Source organism: Planosporangium thailandense, assembly GCF_011947195.1.
Taxonomy (GTDB): Bacteria; Actinomycetota; Actinomycetes; order Mycobacteriales; family Micromonosporaceae; genus Planosporangium; species Planosporangium thailandense.
The window spans coordinates 1-24,860 of the sequence record NZ_JAATVY010000026.1 but is presented as its reverse complement, the minus strand read 5'-3'; the positions used below and the strand labels follow the sequence as shown (position 1 = coordinate 24,860).

Annotated in this window: 22 protein-coding genes; 9 read left to right on the top strand and 13 right to left on the bottom strand. The window is 70.7% G+C overall.

Translation table 11 applies throughout. The features are described 5' to 3' along the window. Positions 1-79 precede the first annotated feature (79 nt). Positions 80-601 carry an anti-sigma factor antagonist gene (locus HC031_RS25935; protein ID WP_167928043.1) on the bottom strand — a complete coding sequence of 174 codons (522 nt, stop codon included), beginning with the start codon at positions 599-601 and terminating at the stop codon, positions 80-82. A 266-nt stretch (positions 602-867) separates the two neighbouring features. On the opposite strand from HC031_RS25935, the gene HC031_RS25930 reads away from it, so the two are divergent. Next, positions 868-2,400, top strand: a complete 1,533-nt coding sequence (locus HC031_RS25930) for a GGDEF domain-containing protein (RefSeq protein WP_167928042.1) — start codon at positions 868-870, stop codon at positions 2,398-2,400. A 65-nt stretch (positions 2,401-2,465) separates the two neighbouring features. Here the strand turns inward: HC031_RS25930 and HC031_RS25925 are convergent, their stop codons facing one another. Beyond that, complete coding sequence (locus tag HC031_RS25925; protein WP_167928041.1) at positions 2,466-2,855, bottom strand: hypothetical protein; 390 nt, start codon at positions 2,853-2,855, stop codon at positions 2,466-2,468. A 78-nt stretch (positions 2,856-2,933) separates the two neighbouring features. Further along, positions 2,934-3,911 (bottom strand): YihY/virulence factor BrkB family protein, encoded by a 978-nt coding sequence (locus tag HC031_RS25920; protein ID WP_338090833.1) that lies wholly within the window; start codon positions 3,909-3,911, stop codon positions 2,934-2,936. A gap of 93 nt (positions 3,912-4,004) precedes the next feature. On the opposite strand from HC031_RS25920, the gene HC031_RS25915 reads away from it, so the two are divergent. From HC031_RS25915 to HC031_RS25905, 3 genes are all read left to right on the top strand, one after another. Continuing rightward, positions 4,005-4,289, top strand: coding sequence for an FmdB family zinc ribbon protein (locus HC031_RS25915; RefSeq protein ID WP_167928040.1), 285 nt, complete (start codon positions 4,005-4,007; stop codon positions 4,287-4,289). A gap of 48 nt (positions 4,290-4,337) precedes the next feature. Further along, positions 4,338-5,588, top strand: a complete 1,251-nt coding sequence (fmdA, locus tag HC031_RS25910) for a formamidase (protein ID WP_167928039.1) — start codon at positions 4,338-4,340, stop codon at positions 5,586-5,588. A gap of 214 nt (positions 5,589-5,802) precedes the next feature. Next, on the top strand, positions 5,803-6,270 hold the full coding sequence (locus tag HC031_RS25905; RefSeq protein WP_167928038.1) for a hypothetical protein: 468 nt from the start codon (positions 5,803-5,805) through the stop codon (positions 6,268-6,270). Between the two features lie 107 nt (positions 6,271-6,377). On the opposite strand, the gene HC031_RS25900 is transcribed toward HC031_RS25905, so the two are convergent. Next, entirely contained in the window at positions 6,378-7,088 is a 711-nt protein-coding gene (locus tag HC031_RS25900) for a Clp protease N-terminal domain-containing protein (protein WP_167928037.1), read from the bottom strand. Positions 7,089-7,501: 413 nt separating this feature from the next. Between HC031_RS25900 and HC031_RS25895 the strand changes: the two genes are divergently transcribed. Then, positions 7,502-8,314, top strand: coding sequence for a DUF2267 domain-containing protein (locus HC031_RS25895; RefSeq protein WP_167928036.1), 813 nt, complete (start codon positions 7,502-7,504; stop codon positions 8,312-8,314). Positions 8,315-8,403: 89 nt separating this feature from the next. Here the strand turns inward: HC031_RS25895 and HC031_RS25890 are convergent, their stop codons facing one another. The 9 genes from HC031_RS25890 to HC031_RS25855 form a co-directional block, all read right to left on the bottom strand. Beyond that, on the bottom strand, positions 8,404-8,928 hold the full coding sequence (locus HC031_RS25890) for a DinB family protein (protein WP_167928035.1): 525 nt from the start codon (positions 8,926-8,928) through the stop codon (positions 8,404-8,406). 190 nt (positions 8,929-9,118) lie between these two features. Continuing rightward, positions 9,119-11,605, bottom strand: coding sequence for a DNA gyrase/topoisomerase IV subunit A (locus tag HC031_RS25885; RefSeq protein ID WP_167928034.1), 2,487 nt, complete (start codon positions 11,603-11,605; stop codon positions 9,119-9,121). A gap of 58 nt (positions 11,606-11,663) precedes the next feature. Then, positions 11,664-13,721: a DNA gyrase/topoisomerase IV subunit B gene (locus HC031_RS25880; RefSeq protein WP_167928033.1), complete on the bottom strand. Its 2,058-nt coding sequence runs from the start codon at positions 13,719-13,721 to the stop codon at positions 11,664-11,666. A 238-nt stretch (positions 13,722-13,959) separates the two neighbouring features. After that, positions 13,960-14,268 (bottom strand): N-acetyltransferase, encoded by a 309-nt coding sequence (locus HC031_RS25875; RefSeq protein WP_167928032.1) that lies wholly within the window; start codon positions 14,266-14,268, stop codon positions 13,960-13,962. 9 nt (positions 14,269-14,277) lie between these two features. Next, positions 14,278-15,030: a phosphotransferase gene (locus tag HC031_RS34560; protein WP_205863256.1), complete on the bottom strand. Its 753-nt coding sequence runs from the start codon at positions 15,028-15,030 to the stop codon at positions 14,278-14,280. A 40-nt stretch (positions 15,031-15,070) separates the two neighbouring features. Beyond that, on the bottom strand, positions 15,071-16,186 hold the full coding sequence (locus HC031_RS33480; RefSeq protein ID WP_205863255.1) for a sugar transferase: 1,116 nt from the start codon (positions 16,184-16,186) through the stop codon (positions 15,071-15,073). A gap of 125 nt (positions 16,187-16,311) precedes the next feature. After that, positions 16,312-18,198 carry an asparagine synthase (glutamine-hydrolyzing) gene (asnB, locus tag HC031_RS25865; protein ID WP_167928030.1) on the bottom strand — a complete coding sequence of 629 codons (1,887 nt, stop codon included), beginning with the start codon at positions 18,196-18,198 and terminating at the stop codon, positions 16,312-16,314. A gap of 87 nt (positions 18,199-18,285) precedes the next feature. Continuing rightward, positions 18,286-19,215, bottom strand: coding sequence for a WecB/TagA/CpsF family glycosyltransferase (locus HC031_RS25860; protein WP_167928029.1), 930 nt, complete (start codon positions 19,213-19,215; stop codon positions 18,286-18,288). A gap of 168 nt (positions 19,216-19,383) precedes the next feature. Next, the gene (locus HC031_RS25855; protein ID WP_167928028.1) at positions 19,384-20,181 is read right to left on the bottom strand and encodes an SDR family NAD(P)-dependent oxidoreductase; all 798 of its coding nucleotides are present in this window, start codon (positions 20,179-20,181) and stop codon (positions 19,384-19,386) included. A gap of 406 nt (positions 20,182-20,587) precedes the next feature. On the opposite strand from HC031_RS25855, the gene HC031_RS25850 reads away from it, so the two are divergent. The 4 genes from HC031_RS25850 to HC031_RS25835 all read left to right on the top strand — a co-directional run bounded on the left by HC031_RS25850 (position 20,588) and on the right by HC031_RS25835 (position 24,741). Beyond that, a complete protein-coding gene (locus HC031_RS25850) occupies positions 20,588-22,069 on the top strand; it encodes an NCS2 family permease (RefSeq protein ID WP_167928027.1) in 1,482 nt (493 codons plus the stop codon). A 158-nt stretch (positions 22,070-22,227) separates the two neighbouring features. Next, complete coding sequence (locus HC031_RS25845; RefSeq protein ID WP_240943014.1) at positions 22,228-23,226, top strand: M15 family metallopeptidase; 999 nt, start codon at positions 22,228-22,230, stop codon at positions 23,224-23,226. 322 nt (positions 23,227-23,548) lie between these two features. Further along, positions 23,549-23,809, top strand: a complete 261-nt coding sequence (locus HC031_RS25840; RefSeq protein ID WP_167928026.1) for a hypothetical protein — start codon at positions 23,549-23,551, stop codon at positions 23,807-23,809. A 161-nt stretch (positions 23,810-23,970) separates the two neighbouring features. Beyond that, positions 23,971-24,741 carry a hypothetical protein gene (locus HC031_RS25835; RefSeq protein WP_167928025.1) on the top strand — a complete coding sequence of 257 codons (771 nt, stop codon included), beginning with the start codon at positions 23,971-23,973 and terminating at the stop codon, positions 24,739-24,741. Positions 24,742-24,860: the final 119 nt, after the last annotated feature.

Here is a 24,860-nt window from a genome sequence, read left to right as displayed (position 1 = left end):
CGGACGCAGGATCGGCGCGGTGCGGGACGACTTGAGGCAAAGACGTCGGCGGCGGAGCGGTGGGTGGGAGCGGTGCCCGTCAGCGCCAGCCGGCAGCCGATACCGCTGGCGCCGGCACCGGCCTCCGGGCGTGCGGTGCGACATTCGGGCGTGCTGGCGCGCCACGCCCGGTCGACGCCACCGCGAGCCGCCGGTTCGGTATGCCCGGCTGGCTCGGCACTGTCCAGGGGCTCTGCCTGCACGATACGGCGACGAGGCCATCCAGGTCGCCGGCGAGGGCCGCGTCGACGGTGCGGTAGATGGGCACGGTCCGCGCGATGCCGAGGGCGGTCACCAGTTGCAGAACGAAGGGGTTCAGCACGGCCAGCCGCAGGTACCCGCCGGCTTCGACGCAGTGGTTGCTGGCGAGCGCGAGAGCCGACAGCCCGGTGGAGTCGCAGTAGGTCAGCGCGCCGAGGTCGACGACGACGCGGGTGACCGACCGGGCGCGCAGCCGTTCGAACGTGGCGTACAGCAGCGGGGCGGTATCGAGGTCGAGCTGCCCGACCAGGGCGACGACCGTCGCACCGTTCACCCGATCGTCGGTGACCAGAACATCCACTTTTCCGTCTCCCCTGCACACCACTCAGTTACCAGGCGACGCCGTTCAGCCCGGCCGCCGTAGACGTAACGAAAAGAAACGGTTGGTCCCTATTGGGACATTCAGGCATAAGATCCAGCCGTTCGTACGGTTCCGCGATCGCAGTTCGTGCGGTATCTGCCGAGCGATCCTGACCTGCTCGCTCTGCCGGCGCAACCGAGCCGCACCGGTGGCGCCTCAGCCTCGTAATCGTCGACAACGGTATTCGTACGCTCAGGTGAGGGCCGATGACCACGAGTGAACTGCCGGCCCGCGACGCCACCACCGTGGCCGGGCCGTCGATGCTGTCCGGGTGGCGCCGGCCGCCGGCCTGGGCCGGGTTCATCGCCTCCGTCGTGGTGTTGGCCGGGGTCTACTACCTGGTGCCCCTGGCCGGGCCGGTCGGCGCCTCGTTGCAGACGATCACGTACGGCGTGGTCGTCTGCGGGTCCGTCGCGGCGTTCCTGCTCGGCGTACGGCGGCACCGGCCACCCGCACGCACGCCCTGGCTGGTGATCGCGGCCGGGCAGGCGTTCACCGCCGCCGGCGAGATCACGTACGACGTGATCCACCTGCTCCTGCACAGCGACGCCAGCGTCACCGCCGCCGACCCGCTCCTGCTGGCCGCATTCCCGGTGCAGGCCGTGGGCCTGATGCTGATGGTCCGCCGCCGGACCCCCGGCTGGGACGCCCCGAGCATCATCGACGCCACCATCATCACCGTCAGCGCGGCGCTGCTGTCGTGGATCTACCTGATCAGCCCATCGGCGCTCGCGACCGACCTCACTCCGCTCGACCGGGCGGCGGCGGTCGCGTACCCGCTCGGAGACCTGCTCCTGCTCGCGGTCGCCGCCCGGCTCGTGCTCGGCGCCGGCGTCCGCACCACGGCGTTCTGGCTACTCTCCGCCGGCCTGGCCGCGAGCCTGCTGACCGACACCGTGTACGGCGTGCAGACCCTGCTCGGCACCTACTTCGACGGCAGCTGGACCGACGCGGGGTGGATGCTGTGCTACGCGCTGATGGGCGCCTCCGGCCTGCACGCCTCCATGACCCGCGTGGCGGAGCCCTCGCCGGCCGCCGGTCCGGACGCCACCGCCGGCCGGCTGCTGGTGCTCGCCGTCGCCGCCGTGCTGGCCCCGACCGCGGAGCTCGTGCAGTACCTGCGCCACGCGCCGACGTTCCTCCCGCTGGTGACCACCGGCTGCATCGCCCTCTTCCTGCTGGTCATCGCCCGCATGGCCGTCCTGATCCAGGCGCAGCGCCACATGGCCATCACCGACGCCCTCACCGGCCTGCGCACCCGACGGTTCCTCCAGCAGGCACTCGACACCGAAACCGCCCGCGCCCGCCGCCAGAATGCGTCGCTCGGCCTGCTCCTGCTCGACGTCGACCACTTCAAACACGTCAACGACACCCACGGTCACCACGGCGGCGACCGGGTCCTGTGCGAGGTCGCGCACCGGCTGAAGGCCGTGGTGCGACCCGGCGACATCGTCGCCCGCTACGGCGGCGAAGAGTTCGCAGTTCTCCTGCCGCAGGTCAACGACGCGGACCTCGCCGACGTCGCCGAACGCATCCGCCGCTGCATGGCCAACACGCCCATGGCGGTTGACGCACAGACACTCATCAACGTGACGGTCTCGGTCGGTGGGGCGCTGCTCCCCGACCACGTCGACACGCCCGACGACCTCACGCTCGCCACCGACCGGGCCCTGTACGCCGCCAAGGAAGCCGGCCGCAACCGCACCGTCACCGCCGCGCCCATCGCATCGCGCGCCTGACCGGGTGCCTGCGGCACCTCGGGAAAACCCGGGGCGGGATCACGCGGACGCGGACAGCACCGCGATCAGGCGTCCTCCCGTTCCGGGTTCTCCAGCCGGAAGAAGTTGCTCTGCCGGCCGTTCGCAAGCTTCTCCTGGAAGATGAATTTGAGGCCGCGGCCGTCGAAGGTGCCGAACCACCCGTCCCAACCGACCTGGCGGAGCCGGTCGTCGGCGCCGAGCGGCGGGAAGTCGAACCTCAGCACGCCGGGGCGGCCTTCGTGTTCGGTGCCGGCGACGGTGGCGGGGACCGCTCCGCGCTCCTCCGCCCACTTCCGGATCACCTCGTGGTTCGTGGTGACCAGGCTCTTGCCGGGCTCGTCGGGTATCTCGTCAGGTGAGTTGACCACCTGGGCGTACTTCAGGGTCTTCGAGGTGGCCTCACCGGTGCGTACGCCGGCCTTCTTCTGGGTCATGACGACCCCCGGTTTCCTCGTCGTCGGTCGGCACCTACCCGCCACCGCCGGCTGAAACCACGACGGACGGCGGGGGGATCACCCCACGTCCGTCGGGGCGTCGCCGGCGAAGTGGACCTCCACGTCCTGCTCGTCGGCCGGCCGGCGCCGGGTGCTCTCCGCGTACGCCCGGTAGGCCGCCCGGTCGGCGCGGGTCAGCGGCGGCGCGACCACGCTGCGCGGCCACAGGTGGCGGGCGCGCACCACGTCGACCTCCACCGCGTACAGCATGAGCCGCGCCTGCAGGTGCAGCCACGCGAGCAGGCCGAGCACGACCCCGAACGTGCCGTACAGCGCCTGCTGATGGCGTATCTGGTGGGCCACCAGCACGGTGCCGATGGCCAGCAGCGCCTGCCAGACGACGGCCGAGAAGACCGCGCCGGCCGCCAGGTCACGGAAGCGCACCTCCGGCGCCGTGGCCAGCCGGAACCCGAGAAGGAAGATACCGATGTTGAACACCGCCGAGACGGCGAACGCCGCGATCCGCAGCAGCACGCCGATCGAGCCGGTGCCACCGCCCACGCCCGACAGCAGGCCGGTGACGAGCACGGCCAGCCCCATCACGCCGAGCAGGCCGAAGCTGCGCGCCAGCGAGGCCGGGAAGCCGGGCCGCCGCGCGTACGGCACGCTCCACAGGCCGTTGAAGGCGTTCTGGGCGGCCGTGGCGACACCCTGCGCGCCCCAGACGCTGACGAGCACGCTGGTCACCAGCACGTACCAGTGCCCGCGCAGCCCGGCGGTCCTGATCTGATCGCCGATGACCGGAAACTCCACCAGCGCGGAGTGCACCAACCGCTGTTGCAGGTACGGATTGTCTCTGAGCAGGTACCCGAGGACGGTCGTGAAGGCCAGCAACAGCGGGAAAATCGACACGAACGCGTAGTACGCGAGCAACGCGGCCAGGTTGCCGGCCTGGTCGTCGCCGAACTTCTTGAACACCGCGTACGCGAAGGCCACGAGGCCCGAACGGCGCTGGGCGCTGTCGATCCTCCGCATGGTCCGGTCGACGGGATTCACGCTCCGGGTGGTGCCCAGAACGGGCAATCGCCAATCAGCGCGCCGAGGGCGGCCCCTGGTTTAGCCGGGCCGGACCGGGAAAGCACCCTGCCGGTGGCGACGTACGAGTACCGCTGTCCACGCGACGGCGACTTCGAGGTCCGGTTCCCGATCGGCGCGGCGGCCGCGCGGGTCACCTGCTCCGCGTGCGGGGCGGACGCCGCCAGGGTGTTCTCCGCGCCCCTGCTCACACGTACGCCGCAGTCGCTGGCCGCCGCGATCGACCGGACCGAGCGCAGCGCGGAAACACCCGAGGTGGTGACGAGCGTTCCCCCGCGGCCGCGACCGGCGCGGCGTCGTCAGGCCAGCCCGGCGCTGGCTCGCCTGCCCCGCCCCTGACGAGACCTCCCCCCACTCCCACCGCGTCGCTCCGGAAGGGACACCGCGATGCCCGAGGTACTGTTCCGGCTGGATCCGACGCGTAAGTTCACCGACCAGGAGAAGGTCGGCCACAACAGGTGGCATCCCGACATCCCGCCGGTCGCCACCGTCCGACCCGGTCAGACGTTCCGGGTGCACTGCCGCGAGTGGTTCGACGGATGGATGCGCAACGACGACTCGGCCGAGGACGTGCGGGACGCCCCGCTGTCCATCGTGCATGCGCTCAGCGGGCCGTTCGCCGTCGACGGCGCCGAACCGGGCGACCTGCTCATCGTCGACATCCTCGACGTCGGCCCGATGGCGGAGGACTCCGGCCCGCTCGCCGGCATGGGCTGGGGGTACACGGGGATCTTCGCGAAGCGCAACGGCGGCGGGTTCCTGACCGACGAGTTCCCCGACGCCTACAAGGCGGTCTGGGACTTCCGCGGGCAGCAGGCGACGTCGCGGCACGTCCCGGGCGTCACGTTCACCGGGATGATCCACTCGGGGCTCATGGGGACAGCGCCGTCGGCCGATCTGCTGGCCAGGTGGAACGAGCGGGAAGCCAGGCTGATCGCGACCGATCCCGATCGGGTGCCTCCGCTCGCGTTGCCGCCGGAACCCCGCGACGCGATCCTCGGCACGCTGTCCGGCGACGAGTTCGACCGAGTGGCGCGGGAGGCGGCACGCACCGCGCCGCCCCGGGAGAACGGCGGAAACCAGGACATCAAGAATCTTACGAAGGGAACGCGGGCCTTCTATCCGGTCTACGTGCCCGGCGCGAAGTTCTCCGTGGGCGACCTCCACTTCTCGCAGGGCGACGGTGAGATCACCTTCTGCGGCGCCATCGAGATGAGCGGGTACATCGACTTCCACATGGACCTGATCAAGGACGGTATGAACAGGTACGGCGTATCGGAGAACACCATCTTCCTGCCGGGCAACACCGATCCGCGGTACTGCCAGTGGTTGGCCTTCTCCGGCCTGTCCGTGACGCCGGAGGGTGAGCAGCGTTACCTGGACTCGCAGTTGGCGTACAAGCGGGCCTGCCTGCACGCCATCGACTATCTGACCAGGTTCGGGTACACCCCGGAGCAGGTCTACCTGTTGCTGGGCGCGGCCCCGATCGAGGGGCGCTTTTCCGGGGTGGTGGACATCCCCAACTCGTGCGCGACCGTGTACATCCCGACCGAGATCTTCGACTTCGACGTGCGGCCGAACGCCAAGGGTACGGCCAGGATCGATCCGGGCAGGGGCGCCCCGCGGGCCAGCTTCTAGAGCATCGCGGCCATCGTTCGCAGCCGCATCGCGGCCGTCGTTCACAGCCACCTGGCGGGCTGGCGGAACACCGCTACTCTTAGGCGGCCTGTCCACTGCTGCGCCGGCCGGTACGCCGCGCGGCCTCCACGGTGGTATCCGCTCCGGTCGCGTCGCACCGGGCGCAGCGGGACATGCGCGTTGGGCCCGACACCGACCACGAGGACCGGCGGCGATGCGACGAACGACCCTGGCACTGCCGGTGGCGATGACCGTGACCGTGCTGGCCGCGACCGGCTGCTCCCGCAGTAACAGCTACGCCGCCGGGCCGGCCGAGAACTACTTCCACGATCTCGGCGACGAAAACTACTCCGCCGCCTGCCAGCTGTTCACCGACAACCTGCGGCGGCAGCTCGGCGACTGCCCGGCGACACTGCGCCAGCGGCTGGGCGGGATACCCGTGAGTGAGCTGAGGGAGCTCCAGCACGTCAGCGTCGGCCACGTCGTCTACAAGGGCAAGACCGACGCCCTGGTCTATACGCGGGACGTCAAGACGTACAAGACGGTGACGGTCCGGGTGAAGGGCAGCCCGGCGCCGCGCAGCAGCGCGGTACGTTCGCTCGCCGCCTTCCACGCCACCGACGGCAAGACGCTCCGGCTGACCAAGACCGGCAACGAGTGGCGGATCTCCGGCTGGGATTAGGTCCTATCAGGACCCTCCCGCAATACCGGACCTCGCCGTTGCGGCCGGACACGCTCCGGCCGGGCCGCGTGGAGTCAGGTTCCACGCAGCCCGGTGTGGAGCACAATTCAGGACAGCGACGCGAGCGCGGCGGCGATGTCGGCCTCGGCCCGGGCAGGATCGACGCCGAGACCCCCGAGCACTCCGGTGCCGTCCTCCAGTTCCAGCAGGGCGAGCAGGATGTGCTCGGTGCCGACGTAGTTGTGCCCCAGCCGTAGGGCCTGCCGGAACGTCAACTCCAGGGCCTTCTTCGCCCGCCCGTCGAACGGGACGAGATCGGGGACCTTGTCGGTGGGGGCCGGCAGGGTCTTCGTCGCCACCTCGCGCACCCGTTCCAGCGGTATCCCCTGTCCGACGATCGCCTTCGCAGCGAGCCCCTCGGGCTCGCCGATCAGACCGAGCACCAGGTGCTCGACGCGGATCTCGGCATTGCCGGCGGCGCGCGCCTCGCTCTGCGCCGCGATCACCACCTTGCGGGCTCGCGGGGTGAAGCGGCTGAATCCCTCCTGCGGATCCAGATCGGACGCCTTGGGCACGAAGCGCTTCTGGGCGGCCTGCTTGCTCACCCCCATGCTGCGACCGATGTCGGTCCACGACGCGCCCGCCCGCCGGGCCTGGTCGACGAAGTGTCCGATGAGATGGTCGGCGACCTCCCCGAGGTGGTCGGCGGCGATGACCGCGTCGGAGAGCTGCTCGAGCGGGTCGGCGTGCACCTTCTTGATCGCCTCGATCAGGTCGTCGAGGCGGACGGCGTGGGTTGCGCGTACTGGTTCGGCCATGCGTCAACCATAGGTTGACGATGCCATCGCGTCAACCCATAGTTGACGATTCCAGGGCGGGACACCGACCGCCAGTCAGGACCGTGCCATCCACCGTCGTCGGTAGCGTGGCGTCAGCGACCACCAGTGCCGTGGGCGTCAACGTCGGCCGCCACGATCGGCTCAGGCGTACGGGAAACCGGCTGCCGGGGCGGCTTTCCGGTCGGCTCCCCCATCTCCTCCGGGTTCGCACGCCGGCGACTCGCCGATCGCTGGCGGCGCACCCGCGCCGATCGCTGGCGGCGCACCGCAGCCACGTCCCCCGTCACCTGTCCCGGCCGTCACAACCGGGGCGTACGAGGCCGACGAAGCCCGTCACCGGGCTGCACCTAGATTGGACCCTAGGACACGGCCGGCAGTCAGGAGGACCGGCAATGGACTATCAAGGTTTCCTCACCACGGTCGAGCAACTGACCGACATCCCACCCGGTCGGGCCGCGGACATCACCTGCTTCACGCTGAAAACGCTCTCGCAGCGCGTCTCAAAGGGCGAACTGGAAGATCTGGCCCCACGGCTTCCCCAGGAGCTACGGCCGTGCCTGCAGCGCGAGGGCCCGACCGCCACCTTCGGGCTGGACGACTTCCTCCGCCGCGTCGAGGAGCGGACGGGCGGAGGTCGGGAGACCGCCGAGCGGGTGGCCCGCGCTGTGCTCTCGGCACTCTGGACGTCGCTGGGGCCCAAGGAATTCTTCGACATGGGCTCGCAGCTGCCCAAGGACTTCGGGCCGCTGCTGGAGGCGGCCGAGGTGCAGGCGCCGCCCCGGCCGGGACCGGAGGTGCGCGCGTACGCCGGGAGGCCGTGGCCGCTCGACGAGATCGTCAACCGCGTGGCCGACCATACCGGACTCGACCGCGACAACGCCCGCAAGGCGCTGGAGTCCGTGCTCGAAGAGCTGGCGGTCCGGGTCAGCGCCGGACAGATCAACGACCTGCGGGCTTTCCTGCCCCGTGACCTGTACCCCGCGCTCGACCGCGGCCTGGCCCGCAGCGAGGGCCGGGCGCTGCCGCTCACCTTCGACGAGTTCCTCAACGAGATCACGCGGCTCGAAGGCACCTCACGGAAGGACGCGCTTGCGCACGCCCAAGCGGTGATGGCCACGCTACGCGAGGTGGTGGGCGAGAAGGAGTTCCGGGACACCACCGCACAGCTTCCGCAGGAGTACCGGACCCTGGTGACGCAGCCGTAACCGATCCCGCCCGACCAGGTTCGGCCGGGACGGGACCTCTCCCCGTGGGTGGTGGAGGCCCACGGCTGCGCCGGGAGATCCGGCAGTCCTCAGCCCATCGATTTCGCCCCGTCGAGAGCTTCGCGGATGATGTCGGCGTGCCCGGCGTGCTGCGCCGTTTCGGCGATGATGTGCAACAGGACCCGCCGCGCCGACCAGCGTGCACCGGGCTCGAACCACGGCGCCTCCGGCAACGGCTGGGCGGCGTCGAGGTCCGGCAGCGTCCGCACCAGGTCGTCGGTGCGCCGGGCCACGGCGTCGTACCCTTCGAGCAGCCCCGCGAGGGTCTCCCCGGGGAGCATCCGGAAGCCGTCCGCATAGCGCTCGACAACCGAAGGGTCGGTCCAGGACGGCATCGCCAGCGGGCCCTCGAGGATGAAGTTCGCCCACATCCGCTCGGCGTCCGCCACGTGCTTGACGATCCCACCGAGGCACAGCTCGCTCACGGTGGTGCGCTGGGCGGCCTGCTCGTCGGTGAGGTCCCGCACGGTGTGCCGCAGGAAGAAGCGGTGCTTGGCCAACACCTCGAGCAGGTCGGCGCGCTCGCCGGTGATCGCGGTCCCGGTGGCGTTCATGGGGTTCCCTCCGTCGACGGTCACTATGGACGCTATCGACGACCACCGACACTTTCCGCCGGCCGGTGCGGCTGCGCGCCGTGGTCGGCACGGCGCTTGCCGAGGGATCACAGAAACGCCCGGGGGCCGGGGGCGACGACCAGGTCAGATCATCACCTCGGCCCCCGGGGCCCACTGTCGGCGGCGCAGGTCAGCCGCGCTCGATGAGGCGGCCCACGACATCCGGGGACGCGGCGGCCATGCCGGAGCCGTCACGGCGGTAGTCGACCGGTGGCAGCTCGACCGGGTCACCGGTGTCGGTCGCGCCCGCCGGTCGCGGCCCGACCCAGGCCACGGCGAGGCCGACCTCGCCCTTGAGGAAGCGGTGGGAACGGACCCCGCCCGTGGCCCGGCCCTTGGCCGGGTACTCCACGAACGGCGTGACCTTCACGCTCTGGCCGGTCGAGGTGATCACCATCGGCTCGCCGTGTTCGGCGTCGTCGGTGCGCACCGCGCCGAAGAAGACGACCTCCGCCTCGGCGCCGAGGTTGATGCCGGCCATCCCGCCGCCCTTGAGGCCCTGCGGCCGGACCAGTTTCGCGGCGAACCGCAGCAACGACGAGTCGGACGAGATGAACGTGAGGGTCTCGGCACCGTCGGTGAGCCAGACCGCGCCCACCACCTCGTCGCCGTCCTTGAGCCCGATCACCTCGAACTCGTCGGAGCGCACCGGCCACTCCGGCGCCGTCACCTTCACCACGCCCTGCCGGGTGCCCAGCGCCAGCCCCGGTGATCCGGCGGCCTGCGCACCGAGCGGCGCCAGGCCGACGACCCGCTCCCCCGGCTCCAGCGGCACCAGCTCGCTGGCCGACATGCCGCCCCGCAGCGACACCGTGCCGGCCTGCTCCGGCAGTACCGGCAGCGGCAGCACGTCGACCTTGAACGCCCGCCCGGTGCTCGTCACCACGAGCACCTGCCCGCGGGCCGTGGTGTGGACGACCGCCCGGATGGCGTCGTGCTTGGTCCGGCCGTTGCGGCGGCGCCCCTCGGTCGCCTCCTCGGACTCGGCGGCGGTCCGGGCGACCAGGCCGCTCGACGACAGGATCACCTGGCACGGGTCGTCGGCGACTTCGAGGGGCCCGGCCGGCGCGGACGCGGCCAGCACCTCCTTCAGGTCACCGTCGATGAGCGTGGTCCGTCGCGGCGTGGCGAACTCCTTGGCGACCTTCGCGAGTTCGTCGGAGACGACCTTCTTGAGAACCGACTCGTCGTCGAGGATCCGCGACAGCTCCGCGATCTCGTTGCGCAGCTTCTCCTGTTCGGTCTCCAGCTCCAGCCGGTCGTACTTGGTCAGCCGGCGCAGCGGGGTGTCGAGGATGTAGGTGGCCTGGATCTCCGACAGCGTGAACTCGCGCATCAGCCCGTCCTTGGCGGCCTGGGCGTTCTCGCTGGCGCGGATCAGTCGGACCACCTTGTCGATGTCGAGCAGCGCGATCAGCAGGCCGTCGACCAGGTGGAGGCGCTCCTGCCGCTTGCGACGCCGGAAGGTCGTCCGCCGGGTCACCACGTCGTATCGGTGGGCGAGGAACACCTCGAGGAGTTCCTTGAGCCCGAGGGTCTGCGGCTGCCCCTCGACGAGCACGAGGTTGTTGATGCCGAACGACTGCTCCAGCGGCGTGAGCCGGTAGAGGTCCGCGAGCAGCGCCTGCGGGTTGACCCCGACCTTGCACTCGACGACGAGACGGGTGCCGTTCTCCCGGTCGGTCAGGTCCTTGACGTCGGCGATGCCGGACAGCCGCTTGGTCTTGTTGACCTCGTTGGTGATCGCGGCGATGACCTTCTCCGCGCCGACGCCGTACGGAAGCTCCGTCACGGTGATCGCCTGCCGGCCCCGGCTGCCCGGCAACGGCCCGATCTCGACCTTGCCCCGCATCCGCACGACGCCGCGGCCCGTCTCGTACGCCTTGCGCACCTCGTCGAGCCCCAGCAGCAGGCCACCGGTCGGCAGGTCCGGGCCGGGGACGAACTCCATGAGCTTGTCGAGCGTCGCGTTGGGGTGGGTGATCAGCCACCGGGCGGCCGTGACGACCTCGCCGAGGTTGTGCGGGATCATGTTCGTCGCCATGCCGACGGCGATGCCGGAGGTGCCGTTGACGAGCAGGTTGGGGAACGCCGCGGGCAGCACGGACGGCTCTTCCAGCGAGCCGTCGTAGTTGGGCCGGAACTCGACGGTCTCCTCGCCCAGCTCGCCGACGAGCAGCATCGCCTCCGGCGACATGCGCGCTTCGGTGTACCGGCTCGCGGCCGGGCCGTCGTCGGGGGACCCGAAGTTGCCGTGGCCGTCGATCAACGGCACGTTCAGGGAGAAGTCCTGAGCGAGCCGGACCATCGCGTCGTAGATCGCGGAGTCGCCGTGCGGGTGGTACTTACCCATCACGTCACCGACGACGCGAGCGGACTTGACGTAGCCGCGGTCGGGACGGTAGCCGTTCTCGCTCATCGAGAACAGGATGCGGCGGTGCACCGGCTTGAGGCCGTCGCGCGCGTCCGGCAGCGCCCGGGAGTGGATGACCGAGTACGCGTACTCCAGGTAGGAGTTCGACACCTCGTCCTGCAGGGAGTGGTCCATGACCCGCGCCCCCGCCTGATCGAAGGCGGACAGGTCGACCTTCGGCTGCGTGCCGTTGCGGCGTGCCATTACTCAGCGCTCTCTTCTGTCATTCGCGATCTACGTCTTTCGTGGCCGGGCGCGACGCTCAGGCGTCGATGGTCTCCTGGTCGACGCGGCTGGCCGATTCGATGAGCCAGTTCTTGCGGGGCTCGACCTTCTCGCCCATGAGCAGTTCGAGCACCTCCTCCGCCGCCTCGACATCGTCGAGCGTGATCCGGCGGACGGCGCGGGTGGCGGGGTTCATCGTGGTGTCCCACAGCTCGCCCGCGTCCATCTCGCCGAGACCCTTGAACCGCGGGATCGGGGTGACGACCTGCTTGCCGGCCCGCTCCAGGCGGGCGACGGTGCTCACCATCTCGGCCTGGGTGTAGGTGTAGACGGTCTCCGGGTTGCGCCCCTTGGTGGTGATCTTGTGCAGGGGCGGCACGGCCGCGTACAGCCGGCCGGCCTCGATCACCGGGCGCATGTACTTGGCGAACAGGGTGATCAGCAGCGTCCGGATGTGGGAGCCGTCCACGTCGGCGTCCGCCATGATGAGCACCCGGCCGTACCGCATCGCCCCCGCGTCGAAGGTGCGCCCGGAGCCCGCGCCGAGCACCTGGATGATCGCCGAGCACTCCGCGTTGTCGAGAACCTGCTTCAGGTTCGCCTTCTGGACGTTGAGGATCTTCCCTCGGATCGGCAGCAGCGCCTGGTACTCCGACGACCGCGCCAGGCGGGCGGTGCCGAGCGCGCTGTCGCCCTCCACGATGAACAGTTCGCTGCGGTCGACGCCGGTCGCCCGGCAGTCGACCAGCTTCGCCGGCATCGACGCGCCCTCCAGGGCGGTCTTGCGCCGGGCGGCGTCCTTCTGCTGCTTCTGCGTCAGCCGCACCCGGGCCGCGTCGACGATCTTCTGCAGGACCGTACGCGCCTCGGCCTTGGTCTTGCGGTCGTCCACCCAGGCCTTGATGTGCTGCTCGACAACCGTCTGGACCACCTTGGTGACCGGCGCGGTCGACAGCTCGTCCTTGGTCTGGGAGGTGAACTGCGGCTCGGGGATCCGCACGTGGATGACCGCCGTCATGCCCTCGAGGACGTCGTCGAGGACCGGCGGCTCCTCCTTCGGCTTGAGCAGGCCCCGGCTGTTCTTGATGGCGTCGGTCAGGGCACGCACCACGGCCCGCTCGAAGCCCTTGCGATGGGTGCCGCCGTGCATGTTGCGGATGGTGTTGGTGAAGCACTCCACCGTCCGCTCGTAGCCGGTCCCCCAGCGGAGCGCGACCTCGACCTCGGCGCGCCGCTCCACGTTGGACTGCATGACGCCGTTCTCGTCGGCGGCGTTCTCCTTGTAGGTGCCCTCACCAGTGATCAGAAGCGTGCCGGAGACGGCCTTCTCCCCGGCCGGCGACAGGAAGTCGACCATGTCGACCAGCCCGTGCGGGAAGACGAACGTCTCGGTGTTGATCGCGCCCTGGGTGGCGTCGCGCAGCACGTAGGTGACGCCGGGAACCAGGAACGCGGTGTTGCGCAGCTTGGTACGCACGCCCTCGATGTCCAGGACCGCGCCGGCCTCGAAGTAGCGCGCGTCGTACCAGTACCGGGTGGAGGTGCCGGTCGACTCGCCGCGCTTCATCTTGCCGGCCACCCGCAGCCCGGGCTGCGGGGTGAACCGCGCCGTCGGGCCGGGGCCGTCGAAGACGCCGGGGACGCCGTGCTGGAACGACATCTGGTGGACCTTGCCGTTGCGCCGCACGGTCACGTCGAACCGGCGGGACAGGGCGTTCACCGCCGACGCGCCGACGCCGTGCAGGCCGCCGGAGGTCTTGTAGCCGGAGCCGCCGAACTTGCCGCCGGCGTGCAGTCGGGTCAGCACCAGTTCGACGCCCGACATCCCCGACCTCGCGTGGGTGTCGGTCGGGATGCCGCGCCCGTCGTCGTCGACCTGCACGGAGCCGTCCGCGTGCAGCGTGACCTCGATGCGGGTGGCGTGCCCGGCGACACCCTCGTCGGTGGAGTTGTCGAGGATCTCGTTGAGGAGGTGACCCACACCACGGCTGTCGGTCGAACCGATGTACATGCCGGGGCGCTTACGGACAGCGTCCAGGCCCTCGAGGTGTGTGAGATCGTCGGCCCTGTACAGGGTCTCGGGCTGCGCAGTCAACGAGTCGTACTCCCAGATCGTGGCGTGTCGGGGTGCCTGCCGTCGAGACGAGCGGGCAATCCCGTGGGCGTCCCAGCGAGCCTAGCCGCCAGGTATGACAGGAAGCGGGAGCCCAAGCACAAGTCGCCCGGTGTGTCAACGACGACGCCGCCGTTGCGATTCCGCGTCCCGGTGCGCGGCGTCCTCTCCCGTGTCACCCCGATGGCACGACGCGGGCGCGCCGTACCGTCGCAGCACCTTACTTGATCTTCTTCGTGCCGGGCGCGACGATCGAACGATACTCCGGATGCCTGGCCACCCAGTCGACCAGGAACGGGCCGATCGGCACCACGGTACGGCGACGGGCCCGCGCGTCGTCCATCGCGGCGCGCGCCAACGCGTCGTCGACGCCGCTGCCGTCGTAGCCGGGCGAGACATCCAGGTGGGTGACGGCGATGACAGCACCCGTGACCTGGTAGGTCAGGAACCCGGCGAGCGCGTCGTCGGCATCGCTGTCGCGGGCTTCGAACCGTTCCCGCTCGGGCACGTCGGTCACCTGGATGGGCACCGAACCATGTTAATCGAGCGCCCGTCCCAGGTGCGCACGGTTGTCGGCGGTCCATCGGTACGCGAGCCGCACGCGCCGGGTGACGCCGAGGTCACGCAGCCGGATCATCGCCGGCTCACCGGCCGCCGCGGCGGCCTCGATACCGCGCCAGCACCGGTCCTGCCACCACAGGATCGCGTCCACCAGGCTCGACCGGTCCGCCAGCCCGTACGCGTCGGCGATCAGCCGCACGAGCCGCGCCGACTCCGCCGTGTCCGCGACGTCGGGCCCCAGGTTCAGGTACTGCCAGCACACGTGGGCGACGTCCTGGACGCGGTCCCCCGGCGCGGCGACGTCCCAGTCGATCAAGGCGACCGGACGCAGCCCGGCGCCCAGGTCACGGTAGACGGTGTTCTTCGGCGACAGGTCGTTGTGGCAGACCACTTCCCGGTCGCCGGCCAGGTCGGTGCCGGCCGTCAGGTCGTGGAACTCGCGGACCAGCCGCGCCACCCGGGCCAGGCTGTCCGCGCACCGCACCGCCGGCGGCTGGTCGCCCTCCCGCCAGGCCACGAAGCCGTCGATGAAGGTGAGGATCTCGCGGCCCTGGGCATCGACGCCGAGGAACCGCGGCGCATGAGGCCAGCGGTGCCGTTCGAAGTGGCGCAGCAGCCGCCGGACGAACTCCGCGTTCCCCGCCGGCTGCCGGCGCACCGTGTCGCCGACGCGGACGACCTCCGTGACGAACCCGCCGGGCAGCCGCTGCTCCGGGCTCTCGACATTCACGACCCTCACTCTCGTGGCAGCAGGCCGGTTTGTCACGCCGTCAGTCGCGTCCGCCCGTACGCAGGGTTCTCGTCGGCGCGGCCGGGCTCGTCCGGGCCGGCCGACCGGGTCGGCGCCCGGGCTCGGACCGGGTCGCCGGCCGCGTCGGCCGCCCTTTCCAGCCCGGCACGATCCCCCGGCCGTGCCCGACCGGCCCCGTCGACCAGGGAACCGCGCCGCGCGCCCGCCGCCCGTCGACATCGCCGGGCTGGCCCCGGTGCCGCTCACCGCGCAGCGTCGTGCTCACGGCGCGGGCGAGCAGCCTGAGGTCGAGGCCGATGCTCATGTTCCTGATGTACGCGAGGTCCTTGGCCAGCCGCTCGGCCGGCGCGATGTGGTACTTCTCGATCTGGGCGGTGCACGCGATCCCCGGCTTCACCGTGTGCCGCTCGGCGAAGCCCGGCACCTCGGCCAGGTTGCCCTCCACCAGGACGGTGCGCAGCGGCCGCGGACCGACCAGGCTCATGGTCCCCGCCAGGACGTTGATCAGTTCGGGTAGCTCGTCGAGGTGCCAGCGGCGCAGCAGCCGGCCGATCACGAGCGTGCGCGGGTCGCCGGCGGGTGAGGCCACCGGGCCGGTCAGCCGCTCGGCGCCGAACCTCATACTGCGGAACTTCACCTGGCGGAACGTCACGCCGCCCTGGCCCACCGAGTTCTTGATGAAGAAGATCGGACCGGGCTCCTCGATCCAGACCAGCACCGCGATGACCAGCCACAAAGGCAGCGTGACCACGAGGCCGACCAGGGCGCCGACGACATCGAAGGCCCGCTTCGGGCGGGGCGGGCGCGGGTACTTCAGATCGCCGGAGAGGTGGTAGGCCAGGACCGTCTCCCGTACGGCGGCCGACGGCGCGGCGTTGTTCTCGACGAAGCCCCGGCCGACCGCAGACGCGACCACCGCGCCGGTCAGGCCGCCGGCGACTGCGAGCAGGGCTCCGTACCAGGTGGCCCAGCGGTTGACGTACAGCCACCACCACGTCGCCGACGCCACCGCCGCGCTCGACAGCCAGGCGCGTCGGCACGTGCGCCCGAAGGCGTCGGGATCATCCGCGGACCGCACCAGCCGGGCCAGCGCCAGCGCCAGCACGAGCGATCCCAGAAACAGCACATAGTTCACGGTCTGTACCTCCCGAAACCGCTGCGGTGGTGAGCGGCTGTGCGGACCAAGTGCGACGCGGTGACGCGGTGACGCGGTGGCGCGGTGGCGCGGACGCGGTGGCCGGCGGGGGGCGGGCCGAGAGGCTAGCGGTACATCTTCTCCTGTTCCGCCCACATGCTGAACATCAACAAAGTCCAGATCTCCCGACTGTGCTCGGCGACGCCGCTCATGTGGCGTCGGACGATCTCGTCCACGCGGTCGAACCGGAAGTACCCCTGCCGCTGCACCGTCTCCTTGCTCAGGTACTCGTCGACCAGCGGGCGGAACACCTGTTTGAGCCAGCGGGGCAGGGGCGCGTTGAACCCCTTCTTGCTCATCGTGGTTATCGCCGGGGGCAGCACGCCCGTCATGGCCTGCCGCAGCAGGTGCTTCGGCCGGTACCCGGGCATCTTGAGCCGGCCGGGCAGGGAGAAGGCGAACTCCACGAGCGGCGTCGCCAGCAACGGCACCCGCACCTCCAACGCGTGCGCCATGCTCAACCGGTCGGCCTTGGCCAACACGTCCTCGACCAGGTACACACAGGCATCGGCGTACTGGAAGCGGGTCAGCGGATCGAACGACGCCCCGCGCAGGTAGTGCGGCTCGTACGTCTCGTACGCGTCGACGACCTCGGCGCAGACGTCGGGCTGGAGAAGCTCGGCCTTGTGCGCCTCCCGCCAGACCACCCGCCACAGGTAGTGCCGCCGGCCGGGGTCCTCGAGGGCGTTGTCGACGAACCGGCGGGCCTTGAAGCCGAAGCTCAGCCGGGCGTCCGACGCCGGCAGCCGGCGCAGCAGCGCCGGCACCAGCCGGGACGTGACGGCCGGCGGCAGGCCGCGGTAGTAGCGCGCGAGCTTGTCCGCCTTGTACGTCAGGTATCCGGCGAACAGCTCATCACCCCCGTCGCCGCTCACCGCCACCGTGACGTGCTGGCGCGCCAGCGCGCACAGGTAGTACGTGGGCACCGCCGACGGGTCGGCGAACGGCTCGTCGAAGCTGGGCAGGATCCGGTCGACCACGTCCTCGGGTCGAGGCTCGACCGCCAGTTCGACGTGCTCGGTACGGAAGCGGCGCGCGACCAGCGCCGCCGCGCTCCGCTCGTCGTAGGTCCGGTCGGCGAAACCGACCGTGAACGTCTTCAGCGGCGCATCAGGGCGCGCCGCACGGGCGGCCGCCACCACGCTGCCGGAGTCCATACCGCCGCTGAGGAAGAACCCGAGCGGCACATCGGCGTCCAACTGCGCGCCGACGCTGTCCACCAGCAGGCCGCGCAGCATCTCCCGGGCCTGCCGGGCCGACAGGTCGTCGCGCCGCGACACCTCGGCCAGGTCCCAGTACCGGCGCAAGCGGTGGGCGCCGTCGCGCCACAGGAGGACGGTGCCCGGCTCGAGCTTGCGGACCTGCGCGTACACGCTCCGGGGTCCCGGTATGTACATCAATGACAGGTACGAGCTGAGCGCCTGGACGTCGAGGGTGGTCTTCACGCCGGCCGCGAGGATCGCCTTGATCTCCGAGCCGAACACCAGCCCGCCGTCGTGCGCGGCGTAGTAGAGCGGCTTGACGCCGACCCGGTCGCGGGCGAGTACGAGCCGCCGCCGCACGTCGTCCCAGAGCGCGATCGCGAACATGCCCTCCAGCCGGGCCACGAAGTCCGGACCGCACTCCTCGTACAGGTGTGGAATGACCTCCGAGTCGCTGTCGGAGGCGAAGGTGTGCCCCCGGCGGGCCAGTTCCCGGCGCAGCCGCCGGTGGTTGTAGATCTCGCCGTTGAACACCGCGTGCACGGTGCCGTCCTCGTTCCCCACCGGTTGCCGGCCGCCCGCGACGTCGATGACGGCCAGCCGCCGCATCGCCAGCCCCACCCCGTCGCCCACGTGGATCCCCGCGTCGTCGGGTCCGCGGTGGCGCAGGCTCCGGCACATCGTCTGCAGCCGGTGGACGTCCACGGGTTGAGCGTCGCGGTCAGTGACTATCCCGGTGATTCCGCACATAGGGCCTCTGCTCGTCGGTATGGTGGCCGGCGCTACCGGCCAGTCCATCCGCCTGGTTCGCGTACCGAGCCGATCGCTGTCACAAGGTCACACTGCGAAGACGTCCGCCCGTCGGTACGTCGGCGGTGGGGCGTCCGGGTTCCACAGGCCCGCTTTCTGCGCGGCGAGCCGGGCGAGATACATCGGGTTGAGCACCAGGTACCGGCGCCACAGGCGCCTGGGTTCGAGCATCAGCCGCCACAGCCACGCCAGGCCGTACCGCTGCATCCAGCGGGGCGGCCGGCGGACGCGGCCGGCGTGGTAGTCGAACGCGGCGCCCACGGCCATCAGTGGCATGTCGAGCCGGGACCGCATCGCGTGAACGAAGATCTCCTGGCGGGGGCAGCCGAGCCCGACCAGGACCAGGCGGGCCTGCGACCGGCTGATCCGTTCGGCGATCGCCCTGTCCTCGCCGGCCCGCGCCACGCGGAACTTCGACGGTTCCGCGCCGGCGATCCGCAGGCCGGGGAACATCCGGGTCAGCGCCGACGACAACGCGGCCAGGGTCTCGGGCGTGGACCCGTAGAGGTAGATCGGCAGCCCCTCGTCGGCCATCCGCCGCAGCACCCGTAACACCAGGTCGGGGCCGCTCACCCAGTCGCGGAGTCTGGCGCCGTGCAGCAGGTTCAAGGCCCAGCGCACCGGCTGCCCGTCCGGCGCCACCACGTCGAAGGCGTTCAACCGGGCGTTGTGTACGGGGTCCGCCACGCCGGTCATCACACCGTGCACGGCCAGCGCGGTCAGGGCGAACGGGCGACGCTCGCGGGCCGCGCTCACCACTTTCTCGGTCGCCGCGTCGTAATCGAGCGCGTCGACGAGTACACCGAGGACGTTGCGCTTGCCGCCGTCGAACCCGGCCGGCTGCTCCCGCCGTGCCGCCGCCCGTCCCGATGCCTGCCATCGTGGTGCCTGCCGCCCGGTCCGGTGAGCCCGGCCGCGCGCTCCGACCGAGCCGTCCGGTTGTGCTGCGGCACCCACGCGTACCCCTTTCGCCTTGCTCAAGGCACGGACATCCGGCGTGACCCTCGGCCGGTGAAGCGGCAGTACCCCTTCGCCGGTGGATAAACTCGCGGGCACGTCACGGGTAGGCCACCGTCCGCGCCGCCGGGGCGCGCGGGGTCCGCCGCCGGCTCGCCGGCCGCGGCGCTACCGTCGCTCGGATCCGTCGGTACGGCGGACGCGCAGCCATTCGTCGAAGTCACGGGCCACGATGCGCTCGTCGGTGACCCCCTCAGCCGCCGGTGAGCACAGCCACCGGATCGGCGCGGCCATGACCGAGGCGTCGAGCATCCGCTCCCGGACCTCGGCCGGCACGCCGGCCGGGACCATGCCGGTACGGGTGGCCCCGCCGGGCAGGAGCACGTTGACCCACACCCCGTGGTCGCGCAGATCGGCGGCCATGACGCGGGACAGCGCCTCGGCTCCGGCCCGGGACGGCCCGTACGGCGCGAAGCCCTTGCGGACCATCGTCTCCTTGTTGAGCGAGATGTTGACGATGCGGCCGGCGCCGGTGGCCAGGAACGCGGACACGACCGCGCGGGCGACCAGGAAGTACCCGGTGAGGTTGGTGTCGACCACGTCCCGGAACCCGTCGGGCGTGACCTCCCAGAAACCACGCGGCCGGGTCAGGAACTCCGGGTCGACGGTACGCATGCCGATGCCCGCGTTGTTGACCAGCACGTCCAGCCCGCCGAGGAGGCCGAAGGTCCGTTCGACGCCGTCGGCCACCGAGCGCTCGTCGCGGACGTCCATGCCTACGCCGCTGACCAGCCCCCGGCCGGCGTCGACCTGCTCAGCGGCGTGGCCGGCCCGGGACTCGTCGCGCCCGGTGATGACCACCCGCGCCCCGCCGTCGGCGAGCGCCTCGGCCATCGCGCGCCCCAGCCCGCTGGTCGCTCCCGTGATCAGTACCCGCACGCCGGCTACGGACTCGTCGGGCCTCATGTCGCTCATGGTCGCCGATCAGCTCCGATCGTCTCGCGCTTCCGCTCGCGTTCTCCCGCCCGGACCGACGGTGCCCGCCCGCGCGCGGGCACTTCAGTGTGACTGGTCCCGCGCGCGGATGTCCGACCCGACAGCGCGCGGGATGTCCGGCCTCGCACATTCGGCCCGTTATCAAGATCACTCGGAGGATTTGGCCCATCGGCCCAGGTCAAGCCGGCCATTCACGCCGCTAAAGTAGTGCCTGGAGCCGCCCCGAGGTGGGGTGGCTCCGCATGCGCTGCGTGGGACAACCACGCCGCGTGAGCCGTCCCGACGTTCTCCGGGCCAACCGCATCGGGACGGCTACCCCCAGCCACCCGATCGGCTTACCACCGACGAACGAACCCGGAATGGAGCAAGCCACGCCATGAGCGTGACTACCGAGGATCCGCGATCCTCCGCACAAAGCCCTGAACCCGCCACCGGCGGGAACGCGATCGACCGCTTCTTCGAGATCAGCCGGCGCGGCTCGACCGTCAAGCGGGAGATCTTCGCCGGCCTGACCACGTTCGCGACGATGGCGTACATCGTCGTACTCAACCCCCTGATCATCGGTACGGTGCCGGACAAGAACGGCCACTTCCTGGGCATCCACCCGGTCGCCGGGGTGACCGCGCTGGTCGCCGCCGTCATGACCATCCTGATGGGCCTCCTCGGCCGGGTGCCGTTCGCCCTCGCCACCGGACTCGGCCTCAACGCCTTCGTCGCGTTCGGCGTCGCGTCCCAGATGAGCTGGCCCGAGGCGATGGGCCTGGTCGTCATCGAAGGTCTGCTGATCACCCTGCTGGTCGTCACGGGCTTCCGGCAGGCCGTCTTCCGCGCCATCCCGGCCGAGCTCAAGGCGGCCATCGCCGCCGGTATCGGCCTGTTCATCGCGCTGATCGGCTTCGTTGACGGCGGGCTGGTCCGCCGGGCCCCGTCCGGGCCCCCCGTCCAGCTCGGCGCCGACGGCACCCTGCGCGGCTGGCCCACGGTGGTCTTCATCGTCAGCCTGCTGCTCATCGCGTTTCTGGTCGCCCGCAAGGTCCGCGGCGGCATCCTGATCGGCATCGTCGTGAGCACCGTGCTCGCCGCGATCATCAACGCGGCGGCGAAGCCGGGACCGGCGATGATCAACGGGAAGCCCAACCCCAATGGCTGGCAGCTCAACGTGCCGACCCTGCCGCACCCACTGTTCCAGGGGCCCGACCTGCACCTGGTCGGCAAGGTGTCGTTCGGCGCGTTCGCGCACGTCGGCGTGGTGACCGCGGTCCTGCTCGTGTTCACCCTCGTGCTCGCCGACTTCTTCGACGTCATGGGCACCACCGTCGGCCTCGCCCGGCAGGCCGGCCTGGCCACTCCCGAGGGCGACGACATGCCGCGGCTGGGCAAGGTGCTGTTCGTTGACGGCATCGCGGCCGTGGCCGGCGGTGGCGCCAGCGCCTCGTCGGCGACGACGTACGTGGAGTCGTCGTCGGGTATCGCCGACGGCGCCCGTACCGGCCTGTCGAGCGTCGTCACCGGCGTGCTGTTCCTGGTGGCGCTGCTGCTGACCCCGCTGGTGTCGCTGGTGCCGAGCGAGGCGGCCGGCCCGGCCCTGGTGGTCGTGGGCGCGCTCATGATCCGGCAGGTACGCGAGATCGACTTCACCGACATCGGTATCGCGATCCCGGCGTTCCTGACCATGGTGCTCATGCCGTTCACGTACTCGATCACCAACGGCATCGGCGCCGGCTTCGTCAGCTGGGTGGTCATCCGGGTGCTGCAGGGCAAGGCCCGCCAGATCCACCCGCTGATGTGGGCGGTCTCGGCCGCGTTCGTGATCTACTTCGGCATCAACCTCGTGAAAGCGATCACCGGCGTGCACTGAGGCGCCGTCTTTCACACCACGCGTTTCACACCACTCCGGAACAGTTCGGCCCCGGCACCCGCCGGGGCCGAACTGTTTCCATCCCGGCGGCATGAGAAACACCATGTATGCGGGGCGCACCGTAGTGGTACGGATGCGCAACGTGGTAGACACGCGGCATGTCGGTTCTTCCCCGCACCTGGCGGCGCGGCGGCCGCAGCGACCTGTCGGCCGCTGACCGCCGCGAGGTACCCGTCCGCGCCGCACGGCCCACGACGGGGCGTGCCCTGGGCACCCTGCTGGCCGCCGCGGCGGTTACCACCACCCTGGTCACCGCCTGCGGCAAACCGACGTCCGCCCCGACAGCCACCTTCTCCAAGATGCCGGCCACCGCCTCCGCGACCGCCTCGCCCACGCCCACCGGCACCCCGACCACGAGCCCCACCGCCGCGCCGGAGCCCAGCGTCGACGTGCACGCCCCAGCCGGTCTCGTCGCGCTGTCCGATGTGGATCCGACGATCCTGCAGGACATCCGGTACGCCACCCCGCACAACTTCGTCGGCCGGCCCGTGGTCGGGTACCTGGAGCCGATGTGCATCCTGACCCGGCAGGCGGCCGAAGCGCTGCACCAGGTGCAGACCGCCGCCCGCGCCAAGGGTTACAGCCTCAAGGTCTACGACTGCTACCGGCCGCAGCGGGCGGTAGACGACTTCATCAACTGGGGCAAGCGCCTCGAGGACCAGAAGATGAAGGCCGAGTTCTACCCGACGCTCGACAAGTCCGTGCTGTTCGACCAGGGGTACATCGCCGGCCCGACCGCACACAGCCGGGGCAGCACAATGGATCTCACCCTCGTCGCTCTGCCCGCGCGTGCGCAGCGCGCGTACGTTCCGGGCGAGAACCTGTTGCCCTGCACCGCGCCGCAGGCCCAGCGCTTCCCGGACAACAGCATCGACATGGGTACGGGCTTCGACTGCTTCGACTCGCTGACACACACGCTCGACCCACGGGTCACCGGCCAGCAGATGACCAACCGGCTCCTACTCAAGCAGCTCATGGGCAACGCCGGCTTCAAGAACTACGCCGAAGAGTGGTGGCACTACTCCCTCAGCCACGAGCCGTACCCTGACACGTACTTCAACTTCCCGGTGGCGCGCGCCGCGCTCACCCGGAGCTGACGCGGCGCCGTCGTTCATATGACGTAGACGACTACCGCCGAGTACGGGTTGCACACCGGTACACAGGTTTCGATACATTAGATACGTGGTCGTCTCGCATCTTCGCCGGTGGTGGGGATCGCGACGGCTGCGTCCCCTGATCGCCGGCCTGACGATGCTGACCGTGACCGCTGGCGCGGGAAGCAGTCTGGCACCGGCCCACCACAATGGACACGCCCGCGGCCATGCGGGTCCGGCTGTCAGTTCCACCAGCACGAGGGTCACCCGTGCCGGCGGCATCGCGCCCACCCGCACGCATGCTACCGATCTGACCACCGCTGGCATGCCAGCAGTCGACCGGTCAACGTCCAACGGGCACAACGACACCGGCAAGGTCCACTTCATCACCGGGGCCGGCACGACGACCGCGCTCGTGTCCCTCACCGGCGACCGTACAAACGTCGCCCCGGCGGGCGTCTCCGCCGATCAAACAGGCGTGGACATCCCGCCAGGGGCGGCCGCCGTCGACAGTGACGTCGCGTCGCTCACCGGCGTGTCCCGCACGCCACGTGGGCCCCGCGCCCCGCCATTCCTCACGGTTTAGTCGGCGGCCCGTCCCGACCCGGCGGCCACGCACCCGCTGGCCGCTACCAGACGCCCGCCCCGACCGCCGCAATCCGGTCAGCTACCTCTCTGGCAGCTCGCGCCGCCGTCGCTCAGCGGCGCCCCTTTCCCGTCCGGTACGACGACTTCGGCGAGGTCCCCATGCTCGAAACTGCGCAGCACAGTCTCATCACAGGTGTCCGCGACGCCCTAGGTGTCTGGGCCGTCCTCATCGCCCTGGCCGCAATCGGGTTCGCGATGATGTTCGCTCCCGGCTGGCGGGAACGCTTCCTGCTGGCACGGGTACGCGCCAGCGCGGCAAAGCTGCGCCACGCCCGCAACGAGGCGCGGCGCAGGTGCGCGGAAGAGCTTGCCGTGGCCGCCGCCAGCGCTGCGAAAACCGCACAGCGCCGCCACGCCGCCTGGGTCGCCGCCGACGCCGCCACTCAGAAGGCATGGCAGGCCTTTGAAGCCGCCGACGCAGCCGCGAACCGGGCGCTGCGAGCCGCCGCGTTCGCCACCGCTGACACCGAACCCGACGAGGAGGAACGGTCCGAGCGACTGGCCTTCCTGCAGCGGGCGGCGCGGGGGGCCTACCGCCGCGGTGAGCTGTCGGCCCAACAGCTGGCGGACATCGTCGCGGGCCGCAACGGGTTCGACCCCGGTCGCCACCCGGTGGAACTGGAGACGCTGCTGCTCCTCGCCGTCCGCGATCACCTGCTGCACGCGTACCGGCAGGCTTCGGTCGCTGAACGTGCCGCCTGGCGGGACGCCGACATCGCGGTGGCCGCGAAGACCAGCCTCGCCGCCGAGGCGGTCGTCGCCACGGAGCAGGCCGAAAGCCCGCAGCAGCCGTTGACCGTACGCATTCCGCGGCAGCGGGTCGCCGCCAGCACCACCAGTTTGTTGTCGCTGTTCCCCGCTACGCGGTAAACGACGCGATCGAGCTCGCCTAACCCGTCTCGTCCGTCACCGTCGCCGATTTCCACGATCGGTTGGTGAACGAAAAGAGGGGCTCCGCGCGGGGCCCCTCTTTTTCGTGTCGGGCCGTC